The organism is Christiangramia echinicola DSM 19838, assembly GCF_000423065.1.
GTDB classification, from domain to species: domain Bacteria; phylum Bacteroidota; class Bacteroidia; order Flavobacteriales; family Flavobacteriaceae; genus Christiangramia; species Christiangramia echinicola.
The window spans coordinates 349549-373015 of sequence record NZ_AUHG01000011.1; the positions used below are offsets into that span (position 1 = coordinate 349549).

At 37.1% G+C, this 23467-nt stretch carries 25 protein-coding genes and 3 tRNA genes; 12 read left to right on the top strand and 16 right to left on the bottom strand.

Annotated elements, in window-relative coordinates:
- The first annotated feature begins 1 nt into the window (after position 1).
- From G530_RS0106660 to G530_RS0106670, 3 genes are all read left to right on the top strand, one after another.
- On the top strand, positions 2-952 hold the full coding sequence (locus G530_RS0106660) for an AAA family ATPase (protein ID WP_026933791.1): 951 nt from the start codon (positions 2-4) through the stop codon (positions 950-952).
- Between the two features lie 115 nt (positions 953-1067).
- On the top strand, positions 1068-1274 hold the full coding sequence (locus G530_RS17955; RefSeq protein ID WP_479690730.1) for a PLDc N-terminal domain-containing protein: 207 nt from the start codon (positions 1068-1070) through the stop codon (positions 1272-1274).
- A gap of 176 nt (positions 1275-1450) precedes the next feature.
- A complete protein-coding gene (locus tag G530_RS0106670; protein ID WP_026933792.1) occupies positions 1451-3718 on the top strand; it encodes an aconitate hydratase in 2268 nt (755 codons plus the stop codon).
- A 430-nt stretch (positions 3719-4148) separates the two neighbouring features.
- Here G530_RS0106670 and G530_RS0106675 read toward each other — a convergent pair whose 3' ends face one another.
- Complete coding sequence (locus G530_RS0106675; protein ID WP_026933793.1) at positions 4149-4514, bottom strand: hypothetical protein; 366 nt, start codon at positions 4512-4514, stop codon at positions 4149-4151.
- A 229-nt stretch (positions 4515-4743) separates the two neighbouring features.
- On the opposite strand from G530_RS0106675, the gene G530_RS17280 reads away from it, so the two are divergent.
- Together G530_RS17280 and G530_RS0106685 are read left to right on the top strand one after the other, a co-directional pair.
- Positions 4744-5508: an XRE family transcriptional regulator gene (locus G530_RS17280; RefSeq protein ID WP_051199725.1), complete on the top strand. Its 765-nt coding sequence runs from the start codon at positions 4744-4746 to the stop codon at positions 5506-5508.
- Between the two features lie 58 nt (positions 5509-5566).
- Entirely contained in the window at positions 5567-6127 is a 561-nt protein-coding gene (locus G530_RS0106685; RefSeq protein ID WP_026933794.1) for a TlpA family protein disulfide reductase, read from the top strand.
- A gap of 1 nt (position 6128) precedes the next feature.
- Here the strand turns inward: G530_RS0106685 and G530_RS0106690 are convergent, their stop codons facing one another.
- From G530_RS0106690 to G530_RS0106725, 8 genes are all read right to left on the bottom strand, one after another.
- On the bottom strand, positions 6129-7265 hold the full coding sequence (locus tag G530_RS0106690) for a lycopene cyclase family protein (RefSeq protein ID WP_026933795.1): 1137 nt from the start codon (positions 7263-7265) through the stop codon (positions 6129-6131).
- 18 nt (positions 7266-7283) lie between these two features.
- Positions 7284-7733, bottom strand: a complete 450-nt coding sequence (locus G530_RS0106695; RefSeq protein ID WP_026933796.1) for a sterol desaturase family protein — start codon at positions 7731-7733, stop codon at positions 7284-7286.
- A 12-nt stretch (positions 7734-7745) separates the two neighbouring features.
- Positions 7746-8585 carry a phytoene/squalene synthase family protein gene (locus G530_RS0106700; RefSeq protein ID WP_026933797.1) on the bottom strand — a complete coding sequence of 280 codons (840 nt, stop codon included), beginning with the start codon at positions 8583-8585 and terminating at the stop codon, positions 7746-7748.
- Position 8586: 1 nt separating this feature from the next.
- The gene (locus G530_RS0106705) at positions 8587-10053 is read right to left on the bottom strand and encodes a phytoene desaturase family protein (protein ID WP_026933798.1); all 1467 of its coding nucleotides are present in this window, start codon (positions 10051-10053) and stop codon (positions 8587-8589) included.
- 9 nt (positions 10054-10062) lie between these two features.
- Positions 10063-10965, bottom strand: a complete 903-nt coding sequence (locus G530_RS0106710; protein WP_026933799.1) for a MerR family transcriptional regulator — start codon at positions 10963-10965, stop codon at positions 10063-10065.
- Between the two features lie 164 nt (positions 10966-11129).
- Positions 11130-11213, bottom strand: a tRNA-Leu gene (locus G530_RS0106715).
- Positions 11214-11359: 146 nt separating this feature from the next.
- Positions 11360-11432, bottom strand: a tRNA-Lys gene (locus tag G530_RS0106720).
- A gap of 31 nt (positions 11433-11463) precedes the next feature.
- A tRNA-Lys gene (locus tag G530_RS0106725) sits at positions 11464-11536 on the bottom strand.
- Positions 11537-11662: 126 nt separating this feature from the next.
- On the opposite strand from G530_RS0106725, the gene G530_RS0106730 reads away from it, so the two are divergent.
- Complete coding sequence (locus G530_RS0106730; protein ID WP_026933800.1) at positions 11663-12184, top strand: shikimate kinase; 522 nt, start codon at positions 11663-11665, stop codon at positions 12182-12184.
- Here G530_RS0106730 and G530_RS0106735 read toward each other — a convergent pair.
- From G530_RS0106735 to G530_RS0106745, 3 genes are read right to left on the bottom strand one after another with little or no spacing between them, the layout of a single operon-like run.
- On the bottom strand, positions 12176-12676 hold the full coding sequence (locus G530_RS0106735; RefSeq protein WP_026933801.1) for a phosphoribosyltransferase family protein: 501 nt from the start codon (positions 12674-12676) through the stop codon (positions 12176-12178). The genes G530_RS0106730 and G530_RS0106735 overlap by 9 nt on opposite strands.
- Positions 12677-12679: 3 nt before the next feature.
- A complete protein-coding gene (locus tag G530_RS0106740) occupies positions 12680-13255 on the bottom strand; it encodes a class I SAM-dependent methyltransferase (protein ID WP_026933802.1) in 576 nt (191 codons plus the stop codon).
- Complete coding sequence (locus G530_RS0106745; protein WP_026933803.1) at positions 13248-13655, bottom strand: RNA-binding S4 domain-containing protein; 408 nt, start codon at positions 13653-13655, stop codon at positions 13248-13250. The genes G530_RS0106740 and G530_RS0106745 overlap by 8 nt, the downstream gene beginning before the upstream one ends.
- Before the next feature lie 80 nt (positions 13656-13735).
- Between G530_RS0106745 and G530_RS16630 the strand changes: the two genes are divergently transcribed.
- Positions 13736-14650, top strand: coding sequence for an FKBP-type peptidyl-prolyl cis-trans isomerase (locus tag G530_RS16630; RefSeq protein ID WP_035715978.1), 915 nt, complete (start codon positions 13736-13738; stop codon positions 14648-14650).
- A 67-nt stretch (positions 14651-14717) separates the two neighbouring features.
- On the opposite strand, the gene G530_RS0106755 is transcribed toward G530_RS16630, so the two are convergent.
- Entirely contained in the window at positions 14718-15335 is a 618-nt protein-coding gene (locus G530_RS0106755; RefSeq protein ID WP_240472133.1) for a hypothetical protein, read from the bottom strand.
- Between the two features lie 204 nt (positions 15336-15539).
- Entirely contained in the window at positions 15540-16241 is a 702-nt protein-coding gene (locus tag G530_RS0106760) for a class I SAM-dependent methyltransferase (RefSeq protein WP_026933805.1), read from the bottom strand.
- Here G530_RS0106760 and G530_RS0106765 point away from each other — a divergent pair.
- Positions 16241-16735, top strand: a complete 495-nt coding sequence (locus tag G530_RS0106765) for a YkgJ family cysteine cluster protein (RefSeq protein WP_026933806.1) — start codon at positions 16241-16243, stop codon at positions 16733-16735. The two genes, G530_RS0106760 and G530_RS0106765, sit on opposite strands and share 1 nt — an antisense overlap.
- 10 nt (positions 16736-16745) lie before the next feature.
- Here G530_RS0106765 and G530_RS17930 read toward each other — a convergent pair whose 3' ends face one another.
- Entirely contained in the window at positions 16746-16928 is a 183-nt protein-coding gene (locus tag G530_RS17930; RefSeq protein ID WP_026933807.1) for a PLDc N-terminal domain-containing protein, read from the bottom strand.
- 11 nt (positions 16929-16939) lie between these two features.
- Positions 16940-18178: an exo-beta-N-acetylmuramidase NamZ family protein gene (locus G530_RS0106775; protein ID WP_026933808.1), complete on the bottom strand. Its 1239-nt coding sequence runs from the start codon at positions 18176-18178 to the stop codon at positions 16940-16942.
- Between the two features lie 6 nt (positions 18179-18184).
- On the opposite strand from G530_RS0106775, the gene G530_RS0106780 reads away from it, so the two are divergent.
- From G530_RS0106780 to G530_RS0106795, 4 genes are all read left to right on the top strand, one after another.
- A complete protein-coding gene (locus G530_RS0106780) occupies positions 18185-19417 on the top strand; it encodes an ABC transporter permease (RefSeq protein ID WP_026933809.1) in 1233 nt (410 codons plus the stop codon).
- An 83-nt stretch (positions 19418-19500) separates the two neighbouring features.
- Positions 19501-20481 carry a PLP-dependent cysteine synthase family protein gene (locus tag G530_RS0106785; RefSeq protein ID WP_026933810.1) on the top strand — a complete coding sequence of 327 codons (981 nt, stop codon included), beginning with the start codon at positions 19501-19503 and terminating at the stop codon, positions 20479-20481.
- Between the two features lie 44 nt (positions 20482-20525).
- Positions 20526-22634: an amino acid carrier protein gene (locus G530_RS0106790; protein WP_026933811.1), complete on the top strand. Its 2109-nt coding sequence runs from the start codon at positions 20526-20528 to the stop codon at positions 22632-22634.
- A 135-nt stretch (positions 22635-22769) separates the two neighbouring features.
- Positions 22770-23465 carry an SGNH/GDSL hydrolase family protein gene (locus G530_RS0106795; RefSeq protein WP_026933812.1) on the top strand — a complete coding sequence of 232 codons (696 nt, stop codon included), beginning with the start codon at positions 22770-22772 and terminating at the stop codon, positions 23463-23465.
- Positions 23466-23467 lie beyond the last annotated feature (2 nt).

Here is a 23467-nt window from a genome sequence, read left to right on the forward strand (position 1 = left end):
AATGTCTGATGTAGCACTTGTTGAAAAATTAGTAGATAAACATCGTGATCTTAAAAGAGAGATCGCAAAAGTTATTGTAGGTCAGGATGAGGTAGTAAACCAGATCCTGCTCTCTATTTTCTCAGGTGGTCATTCATTATTAATCGGGGTGCCTGGGTTGGCAAAGACCTTAATGGTAAATACCATCGCCCAGGCCCTGGGTTTAAATTTTAAAAGGATCCAGTTTACACCAGATCTCATGCCCAGTGACATTCTTGGATCAGAGATCCTGGATGAGAATAGAAAATTCAAATTCATAAAGGGACCTATTTTTACAAATATTCTACTGGCAGATGAGATCAATAGAACACCGCCTAAAACTCAGGCTGCGCTTTTAGAAGCGATGCAAGAGAGAGCGGTAACAGTTGCAGGTCATCACTACAAGCTTGATCTACCTTACTTTGTGCTGGCTACTCAAAATCCTATAGAGCAGGAAGGAACATATCCTTTACCAGAAGCACAGTTAGACCGGTTTATGTTTGCCATAAAACTGGACTATCCAAGTTTTGAAGAGGAGGTAGATGTCGTAAAAGCCACGACTTCAGATGAATTCCAAACGGTGAATCCTTTGTTTACAGCAAATGAAATATCAGATATTCAACATGTGATTCGCAGAATCCCGGTTCCAGATAATGTAGTGGAATACGCAGTAAGATTAGTTGGTAAAACCAGACCTTTAAATGGAGCGCCAGATCTTATAAAGAATTATGTTGATTGGGGCGCAGGACCACGAGCTTCTCAAAACCTTATTATGGCTGCAAAAACGCATGCTGCGGTCAATGGGAAATTTTCTCCGGATATAGAAGATGTTCAGGCGGTTTCGTTTGGGATACTTCGTCACAGAATTATTAAAAACTACAAAGCAGAGGCCGAAGGCATTACGGAAGAGGAGCTTATTAAAAAGCTTTTTTAATTTGATGCAATTTATTCTCCGTTATAAAATCCTGATTAGTGTTGTTTTTTATTTGTTTTGGGGTGCTTCTTTCTTCGCTAATGTCTTGAACTTAAGCGAAACCGGTAGTGAGATAATGATCTGGACCTCCAATATCATTCTATTTATTTTCTGGCTTATAATTTTAGTGGATATGATCAGAAATAAAATTCGTGACAAAACCTTCTGGATTTTGTCTATGATATTACTTCCGTTTTTTGCTCCTGTCGTTTATATTTTCAGAAGAAAAAACCTGATCCACCTGGAGGATAATAAATTTAAATCTGGCCGCAGATTTAAATAAAATTACCAAATTCTCAATTTTACACCCTTAAATTGTTTTTTACTGAATTTTTAGTGGTCTAAATTATAATTTCAGAAATTATTTATACTAAATTCTGAGTATTGCTTGGAATTTTCAAAATCCCTTTAAAATCCCTATTTTTGCAAGACTTTTTTAGAACATAAATTAAACAGAATATGGCATACGATATTGATATGATTAAGAAGGTGTATAGCCACATGGCTGAACGTGTGAATACAGCGCGTGAAGTTGTTGGTAAACCTTTGACGCTTTCAGAAAAGATCCTTTATTCTCACTTGTGGGATGGGAGTGCTAAAGAAGCATTCCAAAGAGGTAAGGATTATGTAGAATTTTCTCCGGATAGAATTGCTTGTCAGGATGCGACCGCGCAAATGGCATTATTACAATTTATGCAGGCAGGTAAGAAACAGGTAGCTGTTCCTACAACTGTGCATTGTGATCACCTTATCCAGGCGAAAATGGGAGCTGCGATAGATTTGCAATCTGCAAACAAGAGTAGTAGTGAGGTTTTTGATTTTCTGGAATCAGTATCAAACAAATACGGAATTGGTTTCTGGAAACCGGGTGCAGGTATTATTCACCAGGTTGTTCTTGAAAACTATGCATTTCCAGGTGGAATGATGATTGGAACCGATTCTCATACGGTGAACGCCGGTGGATTAGGAATGGTTGCTATTGGAGTAGGTGGAGCAGATGCAGTTGATGTAATGGCAGGAATGCCTTGGGAACTTAAATTCCCTAAACTTATTGGAGTGAAGTTAACCGGAAAACTATCTGGATGGACTTCTTCTAAAGATGTGATCTTAAAAGTTGCAGGTATACTTACCGTTAAAGGTGGTACCGGAGCAATCATAGAATATTTTGGTGAAGGTGCACGTAACCTATCATGTACAGGTAAAGGTACTATCTGTAATATGGGTGCTGAAGTTGGAGCGACTACTTCTACTTTTGGTTACGATGACTCTATGGAGCGTTACCTGAGAGCTACGAACCGTGCAGATGTTGCAGATGCAGCGAATGAAGTACGTGAGCACTTAACTGGTGATGATGAAGTATACGCAAACCCAGAGCAGTATTTTGATGAATTGATCGAGATCAATTTAGATGAATTGAAGCCTCACTTAAACGGACCGTTTACTCCAGATCTTGCAACTCCTATTTCTGAAATGGGAGCGAAAGCTAAGGAGCATGACTGGCCAATCAATGTTGATTGGGGTCTAATTGGTTCCTGTACGAACTCTTCTTATGAAGATTTGACCAGAGCGGCTTCTATCGCAAAACAGGCGGTAGATAAGAAAGTAAAAGCTAAATCAGACTTCGGGATCAACCCGGGATCTGAGCAAATTAGATTTACTGCTGAAAGAGATGGATTGCTTAAAATCTTTGAAGATCTTGATGCAACTATCTTTACAAACGCTTGTGGACCATGTATTGGTCAGTGGGATCGTTCAGATAGAAAAGGTGAAGAGAAGAACACGATCGTTCACTCTTTCAACCGTAACTTCTCTAAGCGTGCAGATGGAAACCCAAATACACACGCCTTTGTAGGTTCTCCTGAAATGGTTGCTGCAATTGCAATTTCCGGTAGACTTGATTTCGATCCAACCCGTGATAAGTTGATGAACGAGGATGGTGAAGAAGTAATGCTAGACGAACCTCAGGGAATTGAACTTCCTACGAAAGGTTTTGCTGTTGAGGATGCTGGATATGTTGCTCCAAATGAAGATGGAAGTAGTGTAGAAGTTAAAGTGGCTGAAGATAGTGAAAGACTTCAATTGCTTACGCCTTTCGAACCTTGGGATGGTAAGAATCTTACCGGTGCTAAGTTATTGATCAAAGCATGGGGTAAATGTACTACAGACCATATTTCTATGGCAGGACCATGGTTGCGTTACAGAGGTCACCTAGATAATATTTCGAACAACTGTTTGATCGGAGCAATCAACGCTTACAATAAGAAATCGAATTTTGTTAAGAATCAACTTACTGGTGAGTACGATGGCGTACCGGCAGTACAGAGAGAATACAAGAAAGAAGGAATTCCAACAGTAGTAGTGGGAGATCACAACTACGGTGAAGGTTCTTCCAGAGAGCATGCCGCCATGGAGCCGAGACATTTAGGTGTTAAGGTGGTATTGGTGAAATCTTTTGCACGTATCCATGAAACAAACCTTAAGAAACAGGGAATGTTAGGTCTTACCTTCGCTAATGAAAGTGATTACGATCTAATCCAGGAAGACGATACCTTTAATTTTGTAGATCTTGAAAACTTTGCTCCAGATACGCCATTAACGATAGAGATCGTTCATGCAGATGGTAGTAAGAATACAATTAAGGCTAATCATACGTACAATGCTCCTCAAATTGAGTGGTATAAGCACGGATCTGCACTTAATCTTATCAAGAAGCAAAACGCGGCTTAATTAATCTTAGCTTATTTTTGAATAAATAAAAACCTCCAGGTTCTTCTGAATCTGGAGGTTTTTTACTGCTTATTTTTCATTAATAACCAGTAAAAAGCAGAAACTCATTTTGCAAAGCCTGAACTCATTTTTATTTTTGAGAATTATTCTTTCCAATGCACCGGTTTATCCCTACAACGCTATACCGATGGAACTACTTTCGATTAAATATAATTAAAAATTATAGATCAAAGCCCGTTGATGATGTATAATTATGAATTATTTGGAAGCCTTGGGTTTTTTAGACGCAGCTTAGAATACATAAGATTCTATGCCAAATAAAAAACCTCAGGATTATTTCCTGAGGCTTCTTTTATTAGCCATATGCCCCCAAAAATCTATAGCCAATAATACTTATTAGAATTAAGTATGCAAGTCTAGTAATAAGCTATCATACCTCTGTCATTATATGATCTTCAATTTTATTCTTTTGTTTTAAAAGGGTATCAATGATCAACTTTGGAGCTCCTGGAGTATACAGGGCCGTATAGTATGAATTGAGATTATGTAATTCACAGCTACGTAATCCATCCCAGTCTTTTCTTTGACAGAACAGCATAAAAGAGTAGCCGCCATAAATAGCGTTTGAAATTAAATATATTACCGGTTTTTCTGCATCAGAGTAGTTTTCATTTCGTACCTTATAGATGCTTTTGTTAAGTTCGGTTTTAATTTTTTTTCTCATTTCCATCCTTTCATCGCAAATTGTCTTCCGGTAATCATTATCATCGAGATTTAAACCTTCATATAAACTCATGATATTTTTGTTACAGCAGCTCAGCTGATACAAACGAGATATAAGAGAATACGAGTTTACCATAAGATGAAATTTAGGCAAGACTTAAAAATAAGCTTTATTAAATTCGGTTTAAAAAGATTCAATACGATTAAAAATTATAGGTATAACCGTAAATATTATTTGTAATTATAAAGTGTCCTCAAAATAAAGGGATGTCCGTTCTTTGATCATAAAAAGTGTATACCGCATGAATAACAGGGTTGACATAGGGAAAAGAATCAAGAAATTACGATTAGAAAATAATTTCTCTCAGACTCATATAGCTGAAATTCTTTTCATTTCCCAGGCCGCCTATTCTTTAATCGAGAACTCCCAGAATGGTATAGTCTCAGACCATATTATTAAATTAAGCAGGCTATATAACGTTTCTACAGATTTTATACTTACAGGAGAAAAGAATTATATAAAAATAGGCAGGGATACTGGTTTTATACCGCTATTTCGTACCAGCGTCCATCAGAAGATTTTAGATTCTATTGAAAATGAAAAACTTATTGATATAAAAGACTGGTTTCGTGTTCCTGGTTTTGATCCCACTAAGGATCAAACCATGTTTCAGGTGGAAGGGGAAGGTATGGCGCCTACCATTTTTCCCGGAGATGTTCTAATATGTCAAGTTCATAGCGATTATGACAAAGTTCTGGATGGTTCAGCAGTTGTTATAATTACTGTTGATGGGGTTAAGGTTAAAAGACTGAAAAAGCATGAAGATGTAGAGTATTTCCTTGCTGAAAATGATAGTGACTTACATAGGACGGGAGAAAAGCTAAAAAAGAAGGATATTAAACATATGCTGATGATAAGAGGAAAGATAAGTAATGTTCTAATCAGCAATCAGAATATTGAAGGGAAAGCTAAAATGCAAAGTCTTGAAGATAGCATTGAGGTTCTGAAAAATGAACTTTTCAATATGAACCAAAAACTTAATGCCTTAACCGAGGCTAAGAAGTAGCTAAAAGACTTGAGACTGGAGATTATTTTTTATTTCTTTACTGCTAAGAAGTAGAAAGATGAAATTGTTTAAAAACCAGTGGTCTAATATTATAATTATCGTCATAATTCTGGCTATGGTCATTCCGCAGACCAGAAAACCTATTCAGATATTTGTAAATAAGCTTATCTCCTTTGCACCTTCTGTGAATGACGAAGATGACCGGGAGAAAATTGCAGATTATAACTGGGTGCTTGAAAATGTAAGGGGTAAGCGCGTAGAATTTTCTGAATTCGAGAATGAAGTGATCGTCGTAAATTTCTGGGCGACCTGGTGCCCTCCATGCATTGCAGAAATGCCAAGCTTCCAGGAGTTGTATGTAGATTATCAGGATAAAGTGACTTTTCTTTTTGTTTCAGGCGAACAGCATGAAACGGTAGATAATTACATGAAACGAAAGAGGTTTACTTTACCTTCTTATAAAATGCGAACAAAGGCTCCAGAACCTATGGATGGACGAACTCTGCCTACAACTTACGTGATATCTAAAGATGGTAGTATCGTTATAGATAAAGTTGGATCTGCAGACTGGAATAGCGAGAGCTTTCGTGAAACACTGGACGAATTGATAGCGGAGTAACTTACAGGGTCCGGAAAAAAGCCTTGATGAACTCAGGGTGATAAATAGAAAGCATGATCTTTATATCTTCAGAAAGTTTTGTGTCTTCATCTAGGAATCTGAAGATATCCTGAATAGAATTCTTTGTGTAGAATTTGGTGAACAATGATTCTCCTAGATCATTCCTGTTGGTAAGAACATTAAGGAAAATAGAGTCGTATTTTCTATATTTTTTGCTCACAAGACCTTCAGAAGGTTTAAACCCACTTTTAATATTCTCTAGAATCTGGTCAACTTTTTTTTCAGTGTTTTTAAAAGAATAACCCGAAGAAGCCTTAACCCAACCGCCTGCAGTTCCAATTTTAGTTAGTTTTTTAGAGCTTTTCTCGTGAAAAGGGTAGTCTGTCATCGGGATCATGCCAGACTCTTCCTCTATGACTTCATACGAGTCAATTTTTAAGATTTCCCTGAGATATCGATTAAGAAGATTATCATAGGTGGATTCTTCAGTAAGGTAAGGCGTGAAAAAAGTGAATTCTACCAGTGCTTCCGTGGCAGATATGGGTAAAACATAAGTGAAACTGGAAGAATCTTTATGTTTAATGCGATAATCCATCATGGTAAAGCTTTCTGGATCAAAAACTTCTTTTTCGGTCTGAATGTACCAGCCTTTAAAGTGCTGATATATGAGATTGTGCTTTTCAGATTCTTTATAATCGGTAGGAGGGCGGCTGTCAAAAAAATGAGTTGCTGTATATTCTTTTTCCTTTCCTATTGCAGTGCGGGTTACCTGGTCAATCCTTTCGATCTCATCCTGGATAAAAAAAATGTCTTTGCTCGTTTCAAGTTTTGCCTTAGCAAAATTATAGAAGTCTATAGACCGAAGCATTTTGTAGCTATAAGGAGAAAGTTCAAGATCTTTTTCTATTTCAGAAGAAATGAATTTTCCATTTTTCCAGCTTTTATGAACTAAATGATCCCATTTACCAGAATTTTCTTCCCAGAAGCACCAGGTCTTATCATTAACTTTTTTGGCTTCAGGTTCTACTATGGCGATTTTCTTTCCTTTAAAAAAAAGATCCTCACTAATTCTTAAGGCTAATTGCAGGCCAGCCATACCACCCCCTACAATGACGTAGTAATAATCTGGCGTTCTCATTTAATAGAAAAATTAATATTATTTTTTGAAGTATTTAAAAGGAACGAAAAGCATTCCGAAGCATTCACCATCATCTTTTCCCAGGTGTTTATGGTGCATTTTATGAGCTCTTCTTATTCCTTTGGCGTATTTATTACTAGCATTTCTAAAGATCTTAAAACGCTGATGTATGAAAATATCATGTACCGTAAAATAGGTGATCCCGTATGCAAGGATACCAAGGCCAATTGGCAGGCCTATCCATACATCTTCATATCTCCATAGAAGAAAGCATCCAATACTTACCAGGGCATAAAAAACGAAGAAAAGGTCGTTCCTTTCCCACCAGCTACTATGATCCTTTCTGTGATGGTCTTTGTGTAGTTTCCATAGAAAGCCATGCATTACATATTTATGCGTAAACCAGGCCATACCTTCCATCATCATGAAGGTGGCGAGAAAAACAACTATCCACAACAAAATATCCATTTCTGTATTCATTTATATAAGATTCAATCTATAAGAAATATAAGATTTTGCAAGAAGCCCGGCCTTTTGGTAGTTAGGAACTCTTACTCTTCGCTTTCTTATTTCTAAAGAAGGAATACTTTTTAATTTTTGTAATAATTTTCTATAATAAATATAAGCGGTATAAACTCCAAATTTAGCCTCTACAGGTAAATGGGCAATACCATTTAAGCCATTTTTAAAATCTTCTTCGATCTCGTCTATTATATGTTGTTTATTAACTTCGTTCAATTGTGACAGATCTACATTTGGGAAATAACTTCTGCTAAGGTCGTCATAATCGGCTTTCAGATCTCTAAGGAAATTTACTTTTTGAAAGGCCGAGCCTAAACTCATTGCACTTCTTTTAAGGGCCTCATATTTTGAATTGTCACCATGAACAAAAACTTTTAAACACATTAGGCCAACTACGTCTGCGCTACCGTAAATATACTGCTTATATTCTTCTATACTTAGGTACTCAGATTTATGGAGATCTAAACGCATACTGTTCATAAAGGCATTATATAGTTCTTTTTGAATGCCATATTTGTGAACAGTTTCCTGAAATGAGTTTAAGATAGGATTTAATGAAATTCTGGCTTCTATTGCCTTATGTAAGTCTTTCTCAAAATCTTCAAAAAGCTCCTCTTTATTGTAGTCGTGAAATGTGTCTACAATTTCATCTGCAAATCTTACAAATCCGTAAATATTATATATATCCTGCCTAATGGAAGGAGCGAGCATTTTAGTGGCAAGGGAGAAAGAAGTGCTGTACGAGTTAGTCACTGTTCGGCTGCACGACCTTGATACGATGTCAAAAATGGCTTTCATATTATTTTCTTTCATTTTTTTCAATTAGACCTGCCGCTAGCTTACCAGAAATTAAGGAAGGTGGGACTCCGGGTCCGGGAACGGTTAGTTGTCCCGTAAAATAGAGGTGTTCAACTTTTTTACTCCGAATTTTTGGCCTTAAAAAAGCAGTCTGGAAGAGCGTATTCGCCATTCCGTATGCGTTGCCTTTATATGAATTATACTCTTCTTTAAAGTCATTTACACAAAAGGATTCTTTAAATATAATATTGTTTTTGATTTCCTGTCCGGTAATTCTTTCGAAACGGTCTAGTATAATATTAAAATAGCGCTCTCTCAACTCTGGCGTGTCTTCAAGATCTGGTGCCAGTGGAATAAGGAATATTCCAGCTTCTTTACCGCCTGGTGCGCAGGTATCATCTGTCACAGAAGGAAAACTAGCATAGAATAATGGATCTTCTGGCCATTTTGGGGCATCATATATGTCTTTAGCGTGCGCTTCAAAATTACTATCGAAAAATAGAGTATGATGGGTGACATTTTTTAATTTCTTATCGAAGCCTACATAGAATAAAAGTGAAGAAGGGGCGAATGTTTTTTTCTGCCAGTAATCTGGTGAATACTGTCGCAATTTTTCTGGTAATAATTGTTCAGAATGGTGATAATCTGCTCCGCTAAGGACAATATCGGCATAATGTTCCTGGCCATTGATCATTAAACCTTTGGCTTTACCTTTTTCGGTGATAATTTTTTCTACCGGTGAATTCAGGTGGAAAATTACTCCGAGTGATTCTGCCAGATCTTTTATCCCTTCAATAACTTTATACATTCCGCCTTTCGGGTGCCAGGTTCCCAGTCCAAAATCTGCATAATTCATGAAACTGTAAAATGCAGGAGTGTCGCTTGCTTTTGCACCCAGAAATAAAACTGGAAATTCCAGGATCTGTCTCAGTTTTTTATTAGAAAACTCTTTTCTAACCTCGCTGCTGATATTTGTAAAAAACCTACCCAGCCTTGTAGCTGTTTGTGGGGAGACTAATTCCAATGGAGAGACTCCAGGTCGGTAAACAAGGTCTTTAATTGCGATGTCATAATTATCCCGGGCTTTGCTAATAAATTTCTCTAGCTTTACTGAACTGCCAGGTTCTTCTTTTTCGAAATTTTCATAGATCTCATCGAGACGGCCTGGGATGATTACAGAATCATTCTGATCGAAAAATACCTTATAGGCCGGGTCTAATTTTTCAAGTTGATAGTAATCTGAAGGTTTTTTATTGAAATCAGCGAAGAATCTTTCAAAAACATCTGGCATCCAGTACCAGGTAGGGCCAATATCAAAGGTGAATCCATCTTTTTTTAATTGCCTTGCGCGACCACCTACGGTAGCGTTCTTCTCGTAAACCTCTACTTCATAACCAGCTTTAGCCAGATAACATGAAGCAGCCAGTGCTGAAAAACCGGAACCGATTATTTTAATTTTTTGGGACATTGTGCGGGGTTATAGGGTATTTATAAAATCCAGAATAGAAGAATGTACTTTTACATTTTCAGATAGATCATTCCTCTGAACTTCCTTGGTACGCTGACCAAAAAGAAGTAATTCATGGTTCTTCTCCTGGCAAATCTTATCCTGAAAATCTGAAATAAATTCGTGGACATTTGTGTTTACTGGCGTAATTGTAAGGTAGCTAACAAAAACCAGGTTCTCATGTAGCTTCATTAGATAATCCATGTTATCTAACGGAAGACTGGGCCCTAAATAGATCGCGTTTTTACCTGCATTAAGCAATTCGTAATTTAAGTAAAGTATACCTACGTCATGGATTTCATTTTCTGGTAAGAACAGGACATAAAGTTTTGGGTCATCTTCTTCTGGAACTTCAGCACGTAGATCTGCTATATTCAGGTAGATCTTTTGTTTGATCAGTTCTACAATGTAATGTTCATGGATAGGTTTAATAGTATCTGTCTGCCAAAGCAAACCAATTTCCTCAAGTAAAGGTAGAAAAACATCATGGAAGACTTCTCTAAAACTTCTTTTCTCCCTAAGTTTATTATAAGTTCTCTGGAACAGCCGATCATCAAAATTCATCATAGCTAGTTTAAAAGAGTTTTTAGCTCTATTCTCCTCGCTCGATGAAGCAGAAATACGTTTCACCAGATTATTGATCTCTTCTTCTTCCATTTTAGAGATTCGGGAGATCTTGTAGCCGTGACTATTAAGGAAAGCTATATTTAGAAGCTTTTGTAAATTTTCACCATTATAAGTTCTAATATTCGTGTCTGTCCTTTCAGGATTTAGAATATCATATCTTTTTTCCCAGATTCTAATGGTATGCGCCTTTATTCCGCTTAGGTGCTCAAGGTCTTTAATACTGAAGTTTTGCTTAATGTGTTCCATATTTTATTGTAGGGATTAAACAAATCTAAACAATATTAATCAGCAACCTCATTATTGAAATGTTAAAATGTTTAAAAAAATATAGAATTGTTTAAACAAAATAAATTTAGACATAAAAAAAGGCTTGTAAAGCCAGTATATGAAAAGATGATTTTTGAAAGTAGTACCCGGAGCGGGACTTGAACCCGCACGCCCTAATGGACACATGGCCCTCAACCATGCCTGTCTACCAATTCCAGCACCCGGGTAAAAGATTATGAATTAAACAAATCCATAGGCTGGTAATAAAAAACCAGAATTATTCCGGTTTAGAACTTAGTAGTGATATGGCTGGGGCTTCCTTCGGCTGCGCTCAGGATAAACTTCTCGCCCAACAAAATCAAAACAGTTTTAGTGATCTGGCTGGGGCTCGAACCCAGGACCCTCTCCTTAAAAGGGAGATGCTCTACCAACTGAGCTACCAGATCTAGAACAAAATCTAATTTTGAACTTATTTAGTGATCTGGCTGGGGCTCGAACCCAGGACCCTCTCCTTAAAAGGGAGATGCTCTACCAACTGAGCTACCAGATCAATAAAAAACATCCGTCGTTTTGCGAATGCGGGTGCAAATATACATTCATTAATTTATTTTTCAAGCCTTATTTGCTATAATTTTATCATAGTTTTGCCTTTCACTCATTTTAAGCAGATTAACACATGAAAATTTTTCTATTAGGATATATGGGTTCGGGCAAATCTTACCTTGGAAAGCAACTTTCTGAAAAAACAGGTCGGGAATTTCTGGATATGGATGAAGTTATTGAAAATAGAGAAGGTTCCAGTATTTCTGAAATTTTTGAAAAGAGAGGTGAAATATATTTCAGGAAACTGGAAAGGAAAGTTCTTGAAGAGTTGGTAAATAGTAAAAAACCGGCAGTTATCTCCCTTGGCGGAGGCACACCTTGCTATGGAACCAATATGGAGCTAATTAAAAATGATAAGGATATCGTTTCCTTTTATTTAAAATGGAATATTGAGAGTCTTACCGAACGTTTATCTCTTGAAAAGGATCACAGGCCCATGATAAGTCATCTGGAAAACAGGGAGAAACTTGAAGAATTTATAAGAAAGCATCTGTTTGAAAGAGGATTTTACTATAATCAGAGTGATCATATTATGAACTGCGAAAATAAGTCTGCACAGCAGATAATCGATGAGATTTCGGGTAAGTTAGTATAACTCTACTCTTTCATTATTTTCTTCAAAAATAACCTTTACAGTTTCACTTAGTGAAGTAGAAAGGGAGATCCCTTTAAAATCTGCTTTAACCGGATACTTTTTATGGTTTCGGTCTACAAGCACAGCTGTTTTAAAATGTTTTAAAGGTACTTTGAGAAAATGTCTAACTCCATAGATCAAAGTCGTCCCGGAGTTCAGTACATCGTCTACAAGGATTATGGCCTTGTTTTCATAGGTTTCAGGAGCAAGAGAAGTTTTTATCTCACCTAAAGGATTCTTCTTGTCTATTTTTACTTCACAAAGTGTAGTCTTTAGAGGAGAAATATCCTTTAATTCCTTATCCAGCTTTTGTGCTAGAATAAATCCGTTTCTGGCAATTCCAGCAATTATTATTTCATTTTCCTCCATACTGCTTTCATAGATTTGATAAGCAATACGACGTATTTTATGTTTGATTTCTTCCTGATTTAAAATTGGATGAGGATTCTTCATCTTTTATTTTTTTCTGAATTTAAAAAACAACTCATTACCCTGTCTTGGAGGGATAGAATTGTAACATCTCTCTAAAATATCGATATTGAAATACGGGCTAAAATACGTTAAATATTCTTCTTTGCTGCCTCCAAATGGCGGCCCATCCTCTTTAAGTTCAAAGTCAAAAAATAAACCAGCGATCCTCCCATTTTCATTCAGTAGCTCCCGGGATTTTTCAGCGTAATTCTGTCTTTTCGCTACGGGAATAGCGCAAAAGAAAGTTTGTTCAAGGATGAGATCGTATGTTTCCTCTAATTGAAAAAAATCTTTATTCAGAATTTTCTCTTCTGGAAAGTCAGGCAGTCTGTTTTTTAAATTATCTAAAGGTTCCTGGGCGATATCGCAGACGCTTATATTCTGAAATCCTTTTTTGAATAGATACTCCGCCTCATAAGAATTTCCTGCTCCGGGAATAAGGATCTTAAGTTCTTTATTTTTAAGCTGATCTATGTATTCTTTGATAGGAGTAGAGGCGTAGCCAATATCCCATCCGGTGTTTTGTTCTTTGTATCGGTGAGACCAAAAATCATTATTCATCTTCTTTTTCTTTTGGTTTTTTGATTTCGTCTGCAGCATTTTCAAACCAATCGTCAATATCTCTCCTATCTTTTTTTGTAGGCCTGCCCGTCCCTTTTTTACGATAATAGTCTTTAGAGTATTTTAGTAGATCAAGTTTTTCAAAAGCTTCTTTAGGGGTAATATCATGAATGTAAAGGTTTACCAGTTTAGCTCCTACACGACTCTTGGGAGTGTCCAGTACTTCGATTTCATAATTTATCTGGTTCTTTCTTACCCGTAGTTTGTCGCCAGGAAATACTTCTTTTGAAGGTTTTAAGATCTCATCACCCAGTCTAACTTTTCCTTGTTTGCAAGCGTTAGTTGCTATACTACGGGTCTTAAAATAACGAACACACCATAAAAACTTATCAACTCTCATAATTTGACCTCTAAATCAGCGTTCATAATGAAGCAAAAATACAAGATTATTGTATCTTGCGGCACCAAAATAAAATTCTGATGAGATTAAACAAAATAATCATGATTTGCGTAACAGCATTTCTTGTTTTTTCATGTGATAAAGATGATGATGGTCCTGAACCAACACCTCCTAGAGATAGAGGCGAACAGGCGATTGAAGATGATCAAGCCTTAATTGAATATCTTACAACTCATTTTTACAATTATGAGGAGTTTGAGAACCCGGCAGAAGATTTCGATTATGTATTAGAGTTAGATACGATTGCAGGAGAGAATCAGGATAAGACTCCAATTATAGAATCTGAGAAGCTAATTACGAAAACAGTTAACTATCAGGGAGTAGATCAGCAATTATATGTTTTGGTTGTTAGGGAAGGTGAAGGTGAAAAGCCAACCTTCGCAGATTCAACTTTCGTAGGTTATGAAGGTGAGTTGCTAAATAGTAATGTTTTTGATAGCAGGTTGAAATCACCTACATGGTTTAGTTTACCTTCATACTATCAATCTACAGCTGCTGGTACTTCATTAGTTCCAGGGCCGGTTGAAGGATTTGCAGAAGGATTGCAAGAATTTGCTGCAGCTTCAGGATTTGTAACCAATTCTGACAATACGATTACATGGAATAATGACTACGGAATTGGTGCTATTTTTATGCCGTCAGGTTTGGGTTATTTCAATTCACCACAGAGAGAAATACCGGCTTATTCACCACTTATATTTGCGGTAAATATGTTTAAAGTGAATGAGGCAGATCACGATAGAGACGGGATTTCGTCATTCATGGAAGATCTTGATGGAGATGGAAATCTATTTAATGACGACACTGATGGCGACGGAATACCGAATTTTTCTGATGCAGATGATGATGGTGATGGTAAACTTACAAAAGAGGAGTTAGGAGATAAGAATGAAGATGGAGTACCAGATTATTTGGATGCAGATATTTTTGAATAATAATAATTACCACTAAATAAAAAACCCGGAGAAACTCTCCGGGTTTTTTATTTTATAGACTGTCAATTTATTTTCCGCCGGCAAACTGCAGATCATCAATACACAACTGGTCCAGTTCAGGAACTCCAGTTCCATTTACAAGGTCAACCACGCCACTACCAAATTCAATAGAAGCATTCATTAAGCAACCTTGCGTTGTGCAGTGTGCACCTTTCCCATCGCCATCTGTGTATTCATGTTCAGACACCATTTCTATTCCCAGATTTACCAGGCCAAATAAATGACCAAATTCATGGTTTAAGGTGGAAGCTTCTATAATTGCCCTACTTGGAGCTCCAGTTCTATTTGCAAAATCTTTAATAGTCTTTTCGTAAATCACCATAGAGGTGTTCCTAAATGCAGATCCTAATACAAACTTCTCATTGGTATCTTTCTCATTATTACCATCGGCAAAATAGATCCAGATTGCTATTTCGTCGCCAACATTATAGGCAGTCCTTTCATTTCTTTCAATCTCTGCAATTTCCTCAATATCAAAAGGTGCTTTGCCAGAAGAAGCAACAGATCTTAAGTTAATGTCTATCCCGTCTGGTTTATAGGTTCTTTTAGTTAAGAAATTTTTGAAACTGCTAATTGCTTCATCCGTTGGTCGGTTACCATCCACATATACAATTTCAATATTCATCGAAGTGAATTTGCTATCGGTTAGCAAATCGCCTGCCGATGACCCCAATGTTTTTAGGTTGGCTGATTTTCCTGGGTCAGCTTCATTTGGGTTTTCGGTAGTACAAGAAAAAACAAATACTAAGGTGGTTACTGCTAAGAGTAGTTTCCTGAATTTAATCATGATGTCATTTATCGATTGTTCAAAAATATGAAAAATACTGTGTTAGAGCGGATTTAATATAGCGAGGTAGTCAAAATGCTCTCCTTTCTGTATTATTTCACATCTAAAATTGTGCTCTTTCGCTTTTTCTTCTAATAGCCTGGCATCAATATAAAGCCAGTCGAAATAATCAGATTCAGCATTTTTATAACTCAGTTTGTATTCCAATTCACCATAATATTTTTCAAGATCTGGTTTCTCGTCCTCGAATAAATAAATAAGATCTGAAGAATCCATTAATATCTGGCCTCCTTCATTTAATAATGTTCTGGAATGTTCAAAAAAGAGATTTAGATTTTTTAGTTTGCCTATGATACCGCTACCATTCATTAACATTAAAATAGTGTCGAATTTCTCATTTTCGATCTCGTAAAAATTCTGACAAACAGTTTCTTTCACTCCCCTTATTTCAGCAATTTCAATTGCGCCAGGCGAAGTATCTATAGCCTTAATATCTAGATTTCTTTCATTCTGAAGAAATAATGCATGACTACCGGCGCCACAACCAACATCCAGAACTTTACCTCTGCAAAGATCCAGGGCTTTTTTTTCAACTCCGGGCATATCCTCAAACGCTCTGAATAAATAGTCTATAGGAATGATGTCATCATCAAAGTCTGGCGAATGAACTATGATATCTGTGGGGTCATTTTCTTTATAAAATGCCTTAATGGCCGTGCCGAATATATCCTTATTTTTGTCCAATGGAAGAAATTCTTAAAAGGTTACCTGAAAAGGCCAAAGATAAGAAGAAGGAGAATAGGAAGTTCTTTTCGAAGCTAAAGAAAAGACCCCCAAAAGATCTCGATTCACTTATGGTGGAACTTCATGAAGATGAATTCTCCAGAACCGATTGTCTTACCTGTGCGAATTGCTGCAAAACTACCGGGCCATTATTCACTCAGAAAGATATTGAAAGGATAGCAAAACATTTCAGGATGAAGCCTGGTGAATTCATCGATACCTATTTAAGACTTGACGAAGAAAATGATTTTGTTTTGCAAAAGGTTCCATGTCCTTTTCTTGGAGCAGATAATTATTGTTCCATCTATGAAAAAAGGCCAAAGGCCTGCCGGGAATATCCGCATACAGACCGAAAGGATTTTCATAAAATCTCCAATATAACCATACGAAATACGGCAGTGTGTCCGGCAGCTTATAATATCGTGGAGGAAATGAAAAGGAGATTGGCGAGGTGAAAATTCAGTGCTAATGAGGTTTCTTTTCAGTAATATAATAAAGAGTAGCCCCCAACAAGGGAATAGAAAGAATTACCAGGAGCCATATTATTTTGGCTAATAAACTGATTTCATTCTCAATAAGATCTTTGATCATTATTATTACGAAGATTGCACTCAATACTAAAAGCGAAAAAAAAGCTATAGATTCCATAGATCAATTTATTACTGATAGATCAGGTACTTTGAACGCATTGCTTTGAATTCTACCAGACCACTTTTCCAGCTTTCCTTTATTTCCTGAACAGCCATCCCAGATTCAATTTGTTGCTGCAGTTGTTGGGTGCCAGCCAGTTTAGTGAAAAATGAATTAAAAAACTCCTTTTTATTTTCGGTTTGATTATAAGCTTCAATGAGCCATTCAAGGTTTAGAGAATTTAATTCTGCTATATCCTGTAAATTTTTCCCATAGCATTTTTCACCTGAGTGTTTGGGATGTTTAGCTCCGGCCATTGGCTCAGGAATATAGGAATATTCATAGTGCTCTTTATCAAGATAAGGAGAACCAAATACCTGAAACTGATCCTTAGTTCCACGGCCAGCGTTTACATTGGTACCTTCGAAAAAGCAAAGGCTTGGATATAGGTTTATTGACTTATCATTAGGAAGGTTTGGCGATGGCTTAACCGGTAATGAATAAGATTTTGAATGATCATAATTTTCCATTTTAACGATCTTTAATTCACACTGAACTTCATTTTTCAGCCATTTCTCACCATTGATCATTTGCGCATATTCTCCAATCGTCATTCCATGAACTACCGGTATAGGATGCATCCCTACAAAACTACTGTGTTCTGGTTCCAAAACAGGGCCGTCTACATAACGCCCATTAGGGTTAGGCCTGTCCAGGATTAATAAAGGAATATTATTTTCTGCACTGGCTTCCATGATATAATGCAGGGTTGAGATATATGTGTAAAACCTGGCTCCCACATCTTGAATATCGAAGATCAATAGGTCAATATCCTTTAAAGATTCTGAGGAAGGTTTCTTACTATCTCCATAAAGTGAAAATACAGGTAGACCTGTCCTGGTATCCAGGCCATTTTTCACAACTTCTCCTGCATCTGCAGTCCCTCTGAATCCATGCTCAGGAGCAAAAACTTTACTTATTTTAATATCCAGGCTCAGTAAAGAATCTACCAGGTGGATATGATCACCCTTTTCAGTTTTAATTGTGGAGGTTTGATTTCCCACAATTGCTATTTTCTTATTTTTTAGGTAATCCAAATAATCATCGGTTCTGTTTGCACCAGTAATTATTTCCTGATTAATGGAATCTGTTTTTTGGATCTGTTTTTCGTCATTTGAAAGATGACCTGTTTGGTTGTTCGTGTTTCCGCAGGAAAGATTTCCGATAAGAAAGAATAAAAATGTACTTTTGAGCAATCTCTTAATCATAGGATATTGAATTTCGAGTATTTCGTTGTAAAGCGCCTAATCAGCGCTAAAAAGTATAAAAGTAGTATTTCTGCGCCTATAATAAAAATAGCGATCACAGCGATTGCCATTGGTGTTATCATGATGCTTGTTTCTTTTGCTACCGGTCTTGGTTTACAGGAGAAAATAAGGGATAAGATCTCGGCTTTCAATGGCCACATTAATATTTCCAGTTACGACAATAATAGTTCCAAGGTTTCTCTTATTCCGGTTTCAAAAAACCAGGATTTCTATCCTGAATTTAATACTGTAGATGGGATAAAACATATACAGGCGGTCGCGACTAAATTCGCGGTGATAAGAACCGAAGAAGATTTTGAAGGCATCATAGTGAAAGGGGTTGGAGATGATTATAGCTGGGAATATTTTGATGAGTTTTTAATTGACGGCAAACTCCCTGATTTTTCTAGTAATTTGAATGATGAGATCTTGATCTCGCAATACCTTGCAAACAGGCTGCAATTAAAAGTAGGGGATAAAGTTCCTACTTATTTTTTAAGGGAAGATAGTGAGCGCCCCCTGGCAAGAGGATTTGAGATCACCGGGATCTACGAATCAGGATTTCAGGAATTTGATGAGTTATATTTACTGGCCGATATAAGGCATATCCAGCGTATTAATAAATGGGAAGATGACCAGGTTGGAAATTTCGAGGTTTTCGTTGAAAATTTTAATGAACTTGATCAAAAAGGGAATGAAGTTTATGAGAATACAGGTTCATTTCTGGATACACAAACAATTAGTCAGAAGTACTATTCTATTTTCGAATGGTTGTCTTTATTTGATTTTAATATTGCTCTTATCATAGGGATTATGATCCTGGTTGCCGGGATAAATATGATCACCGCCTTACTGGTATTGATCCTGGAACGTACACAAATGATCGGGATCCTTAAAGGACTGGGAGCCGGAGATTGGAGTATCAGGAAAATCTTTCTTTATAATGCCGGATATCTTATTATCCTTGGGCTTTTCTGGGGGAATCTTATTGGAATTGGAATTCTGGCCCTTCAGAAATATTTCAAACTGGTGCCTCTAGATCCAAGAACCTATTATGTGACTGAAGTTCCTATCTATCTTAACTGGGATTACATACTAGCTGTTAATTTTGGTACATTAATATTGTGTATGTTAATGCTTTTGATTCCTTCTGTTATTATCTCTAAAATATCACCGGTAAAAGCGATTAAATTCGAGTAAAATTTCTTGCCAGAATATAAGCAGCTGGATTCCTTGGATTAAGGCCGTAGGATTTTTTACATTTGCAATCTTAAAAATTGAAAATGGAATACGCTGAAAATATATTAGGTACTATAGGGAATACTCCTTTGGTGAAAATGAATAAGATCACTGAGGAGATCGATGCCCTGGTACTTGCTAAATATGAAACCTTTAATCCTGGAAATTCTGTAAAGGATCGTATGGCAGTGAAAATGGTTGAGGATGCTGAAAAGAAAGGACTTTTAAAGCCTGGCGGAACTATCATTGAAGGGACTTCAGGAAATACAGGAATGGGACTTGCTTTGGTTGCGATCGTGAAAGGTTATAAAATGATCTGTGTGTTAAGTGATAAACAAAGCAAGGAGAAAATGGACATTCTTAGAGCTGTTGGCAGCGAAGTTATAGTGTGTCCAACAGATGTTGAGCCAGATGACCCACGTTCATATTATTCAACTTCTAAAAGGCTTGCCGAGGAAACTCCGAATTCCTGGTATGTAAATCAATATGATAACCTTGCCAATCGCGAGGCGCATTACGAAACTACAGGACCTGAGATCTGGAGACAGACAGATGGAAAAGTGACCCATTTTGTGGTTGGAGTAGGAACAGGCGGGACTATTTCTGGGGTTGGAAAATACTTAAAAGAGCAAAACCCTAATATTAAAGTTTGGGGAATAGATACTTACGGCTCCGTATTCAAAAAGTATCATGAAACAGGAGAATTTGATGAAAAGGAGATCTATCCCTATGTTACTGAAGGAATCGGGGAAGATATATTGCCTAAGAATGTAGATTTTGACGTAATTGATGGTTTTACTAAAGTAACCGATAAGGACGCAGCGGTTTATACTCAGAAACTCTCTAAAGAAGAAGGTTTCTTCCTTGGAAATAGTGCTGGAGCGGCCGCAAAAGGTTTGCTGCAGTTAAAGGAGCATTTCACGAAAGATGATGTAGTGGTTGTTTTATTCCACGACCATGGAAGCAGGTATGTCGGGAAAATGTACAATGATGATTGGATGAGAAAGATGGGGTATCTGGATTGATTTCTAGATAAAAGCCTCACTAAGTTTTAATGAAAAATTTTTATATGGTAAAGAATTCGTGGTTGGTAACCAGTCTATTTCTATTTTTAACACTAACTGTAAATGCACAAAATGAGGAAAAGAAACCTTCAGATTTAGAAGTTTCTTTAAAACTCATCAATCCCACCCAGGAAATAAATGACGGCGAGACCCGTTTAGAGGTTGAGGGAGGTGTGCCACCATACCAGTTTAAATGGAGCAAGCAAAGTGTTGCTCTAGATTCTAAAAAAGCTCAGGGATTAAGTGAAGGACTTGATTATTCAGTTACCGTTACAGATTCAGAGGGTAGAAAGGTTAAAAAGGATTTTAATATACCAGCTAATTCAATTACCGAAGTATTTAATAGTAAAGTACAACCGGCCGTAGACTTTCTGGGAGGCATACTATTCTGGGATCCTTTTGCAACTATTGGGATCTATGATCCTGTAGTTTATACAGATGAAAAGGAAATACCAATCCCAAATTGGGATGCTACAACCAGCAATACATATTCACTTTCAAAATGGCTTGTAAAGGCGGGAGTTAAGGTAACTGAAGGTGATAAAATTGCCATAGTAACGAGTGATTCAGGAGAAGAAATTGATGTTTATTCCGATGCCTCGGGGAAAGTTAGTTACCTGGTTCAGGAAGGAGGAGAAATATTTAATCCTAATGATAAGGGAGATGTAATAGAGCAGAATGCTCATATGATCGCTCAGGTACAATATGACGATCCGCAACCATTACATCATCCTAATGGAGATATAAGGAAAAATGCGATTCCATTTATAGTTATCTGGTTAATTCTGGGGAGTATATTTTTTACCCTGCGACTTGGATTTGTGAATATTCGTGGATTCAGACATTCTATTCAGCTGGCCAGAGGAAAATTTGATAATCCTGATGCGCCCGGAACAATCACTCATTTTCAGGCTATGGCTACCGCAGTATCTGCTACCGTGGGTCTTGGGAATATTGCCGGGGTGGCCGTTGCGATCTCTCTAGGAGGTGCTGGAGCAACATTCTGGATGTTCACTGCTGGGTTTTTCGCCATGTCTTTGAAATTTACAGAATGTACACTTGGTGTTAAGTATCGTAATATAAATGAAGACGGAAGAATTTTTGGAGGACCCATGAATTACCTTAGATATGGTCTGGAGAAAAGAAATATGAAAGGTCTGGGGAAATTTCTTGCCGGTCTTTTTGCCGTACTTGGTATTGGAGCTTCTTTCGGCGGCGGAAATATGATTCAGTCTAATCAGGCTTTTAAAATTGTATCTGAGCAGATCCCGTTTTTACAGGGTCAAGGTTTTTGGTTCGGTATCGTATTCGCTCTACTTGTAGGAGCTGTAATTCTGGGAGGTATTAACAGTATTGCCCGGGTAACCGGAAAAGTAGTACCCGTAATGGCAATTATATATATCCTGGGATGCGCAGTGGTAATTGGAGTTAATATTGAAAATATTGGAGGCGCTTTTTCCGCGATCTATAATGGTGCATTATCAGCTAGTGCAATGAAAGGTGGATTTATTGGGGTACTTATCATTGGTCTTCAGCGGGCTGCGTTCTCGAGTGAGGCCGGAGTTGGTTCTGCAGCGATCGCCCATAGTGCTACCAAAACTGAAAATCCTATAGCAGACGGATTCACCTCATTGGTGGAACCTTTTATAGATACTATGGTTGTTTGTACTATGACGGCCTTAGTTCTTATTTTCACTGGAATGCACGAAGTTGACGGTGGGATGCAAGGTGTTGAATTAACTGCAGATGCTTTTGGAAGTGTTATTTCCTGGTTTCCTGCAGTGTTAGCTCTGGCAGTATTTCTTTTTGCCTTTTCCACGATGGTTTCCTGGTCTTACTACGGAATGAGATCCTGGACCTACCTATTTGGGCAGAGCAAGAAATCTGAAATTATTTACAAGGTTCTATTTTTATTATTTGTTGTAGTTGGGGCATCAGTAAGCCTGGGAGCGGTTTTAAGTTTTTCAGATATGATGATCCTCGCCATGTCATTTCCTAATATTATAGGTCTTTACATCATGTCTTCAGAAGTAAGAGGAGATATGGAAATCTACTGGAATAAATTGAAAAATGGGGAACTATTTATAAATCCTAAGTTCAAGAAGGCAGCATAAAATTAGTTTGAAAATAGATATATTAAAACCTCGCTTTTTTCAGCGGGGTTTTTTTATGCTAAGAAAAGGCTAAACCGCTCTGGATTATTTTTAATTATTTTCAAATGCCCTATTTTCAGGGCGTAAAAATTTATTATGAAGAAGATCTACTTTTTATTTTTAAGCTTAATTCTGCTTTCCTGCAATTCTACTTTAGATGTTAAAAATAATCAGGAACCAGAAAATCCAGATTATACTTATCTCGCTCTTGGTGATTCCTATACTATTGGAGAAAGTGTGGTAGAAACTGAAGGATGGCCCGTTCAACTTGCAGAACAACTTAGAGATCGTAATTATAAAATGGCACCACCTAAGATCATAGCTAAAACTGGGTGGACTACAGAAGATCTATTAAAAGGGATGGAGAATGAATTAGGTGTTCAAAGAGATTTTGATCTGGTGTCTATTCTAATAGGAGTAAATAATCAATACCAGGGGAAATTGATCACCGAATATGAAGAAGATCTGCGAACAATTTTCCGTAAAGCAATTAATCATTCTAAAACCAGGGAGCAGGGGGTGTTTGCCGTAAGTATTCCAGATTATGGATACACTCCATTTGGTTCTGCCAGGCAGGAAGAGATAAGTGCTGAGATAGATAGGTTTAATGCTATCTTCAAAAGAGTTGCGGCTGAATTTAATGTGCCTTTTTATAATATTACTCCAATCTCCAGGGATGCTGAAGAAAATCCTGAGCTAGTAGCCAGTGATGGATTACATCCTAGTGGTTTAATGTATGAGTATTGGGTAAATCAGTTTGTAAATATGGTAGCTGAAAAACTTCCGGAATAATT

Excerpts from the sequence above, each read along its gene's own strand:
- G530_RS0106660 (WP_026933791.1), top strand. The coding sequence starts at position 2 with ATGTCTGATGTAGCACTTGTTGAAAAATTAGTAGATAAACATCGTGAT.
- G530_RS17955 (WP_479690730.1), top strand. The coding sequence starts at position 1,068 with ATGATCTGGACCTCCAATATCATTCTATTTATTTTCTGGCTTATAATT.
- G530_RS0106670 (WP_026933792.1), top strand. The coding sequence starts at position 1,451 with ATGGCATACGATATTGATATGATTAAGAAGGTGTATAGCCACATGGCT.
- G530_RS0106675 (WP_026933793.1), bottom strand. The coding sequence starts at position 4,514 with ATGAGTTTATATGAAGGTTTAAATCTCGATGATAATGATTACCGGAAG.
- G530_RS17280 (WP_051199725.1), top strand. The coding sequence starts at position 4,744 with ATGAATAACAGGGTTGACATAGGGAAAAGAATCAAGAAATTACGATTA.
- G530_RS0106685 (WP_026933794.1), top strand. The coding sequence starts at position 5,567 with ATGAAATTGTTTAAAAACCAGTGGTCTAATATTATAATTATCGTCATA.
- G530_RS0106690 (WP_026933795.1), bottom strand. The coding sequence starts at position 7,265 with ATGAGAACGCCAGATTATTACTACGTCATTGTAGGGGGTGGTATGGCT.
- G530_RS0106695 (WP_026933796.1), bottom strand. The coding sequence starts at position 7,733 with ATGGATATTTTGTTGTGGATAGTTGTTTTTCTCGCCACCTTCATGATG.
- G530_RS0106700 (WP_026933797.1), bottom strand. The coding sequence starts at position 8,585 with ATGAAAGCCATTTTTGACATCGTATCAAGGTCGTGCAGCCGAACAGTG.
- G530_RS0106705 (WP_026933798.1), bottom strand. The coding sequence starts at position 10,053 with ATGTCCCAAAAAATTAAAATAATCGGTTCCGGTTTTTCAGCACTGGCT.
- G530_RS0106710 (WP_026933799.1), bottom strand. The coding sequence starts at position 10,965 with ATGGAACACATTAAGCAAAACTTCAGTATTAAAGACCTTGAGCACCTA.
- G530_RS0106730 (WP_026933800.1), top strand. The coding sequence starts at position 11,663 with ATGAAAATTTTTCTATTAGGATATATGGGTTCGGGCAAATCTTACCTT.
- G530_RS0106735 (WP_026933801.1), bottom strand. The coding sequence starts at position 12,676 with ATGAAGAATCCTCATCCAATTTTAAATCAGGAAGAAATCAAACATAAA.
- G530_RS0106740 (WP_026933802.1), bottom strand. The coding sequence starts at position 13,255 with ATGAATAATGATTTTTGGTCTCACCGATACAAAGAACAAAACACCGGA.
- G530_RS0106745 (WP_026933803.1), bottom strand. The coding sequence starts at position 13,655 with ATGAGAGTTGATAAGTTTTTATGGTGTGTTCGTTATTTTAAGACCCGT.
- G530_RS16630 (WP_035715978.1), top strand. The coding sequence starts at position 13,736 with ATGAGATTAAACAAAATAATCATGATTTGCGTAACAGCATTTCTTGTT.
- G530_RS0106755 (WP_240472133.1), bottom strand. The coding sequence starts at position 15,335 with ATGAATATTGAAATTGTATATGTGGATGGTAACCGACCAACGGATGAA.
- G530_RS0106765 (WP_026933806.1), top strand. The coding sequence starts at position 16,241 with ATGGAAGAAATTCTTAAAAGGTTACCTGAAAAGGCCAAAGATAAGAAG.
- G530_RS17930 (WP_026933807.1), bottom strand. The coding sequence starts at position 16,928 with ATGGAATCTATAGCTTTTTTTTCGCTTTTAGTATTGAGTGCAATCTTC.
- G530_RS0106775 (WP_026933808.1), bottom strand. The coding sequence starts at position 18,178 with ATGATTAAGAGATTGCTCAAAAGTACATTTTTATTCTTTCTTATCGGA.
- G530_RS0106785 (WP_026933810.1), top strand. The coding sequence starts at position 19,501 with ATGGAATACGCTGAAAATATATTAGGTACTATAGGGAATACTCCTTTG.
- G530_RS0106790 (WP_026933811.1), top strand. The coding sequence starts at position 20,526 with ATGGTAAAGAATTCGTGGTTGGTAACCAGTCTATTTCTATTTTTAACA.
- G530_RS0106795 (WP_026933812.1), top strand. The coding sequence starts at position 22,770 with ATGAAGAAGATCTACTTTTTATTTTTAAGCTTAATTCTGCTTTCCTGC.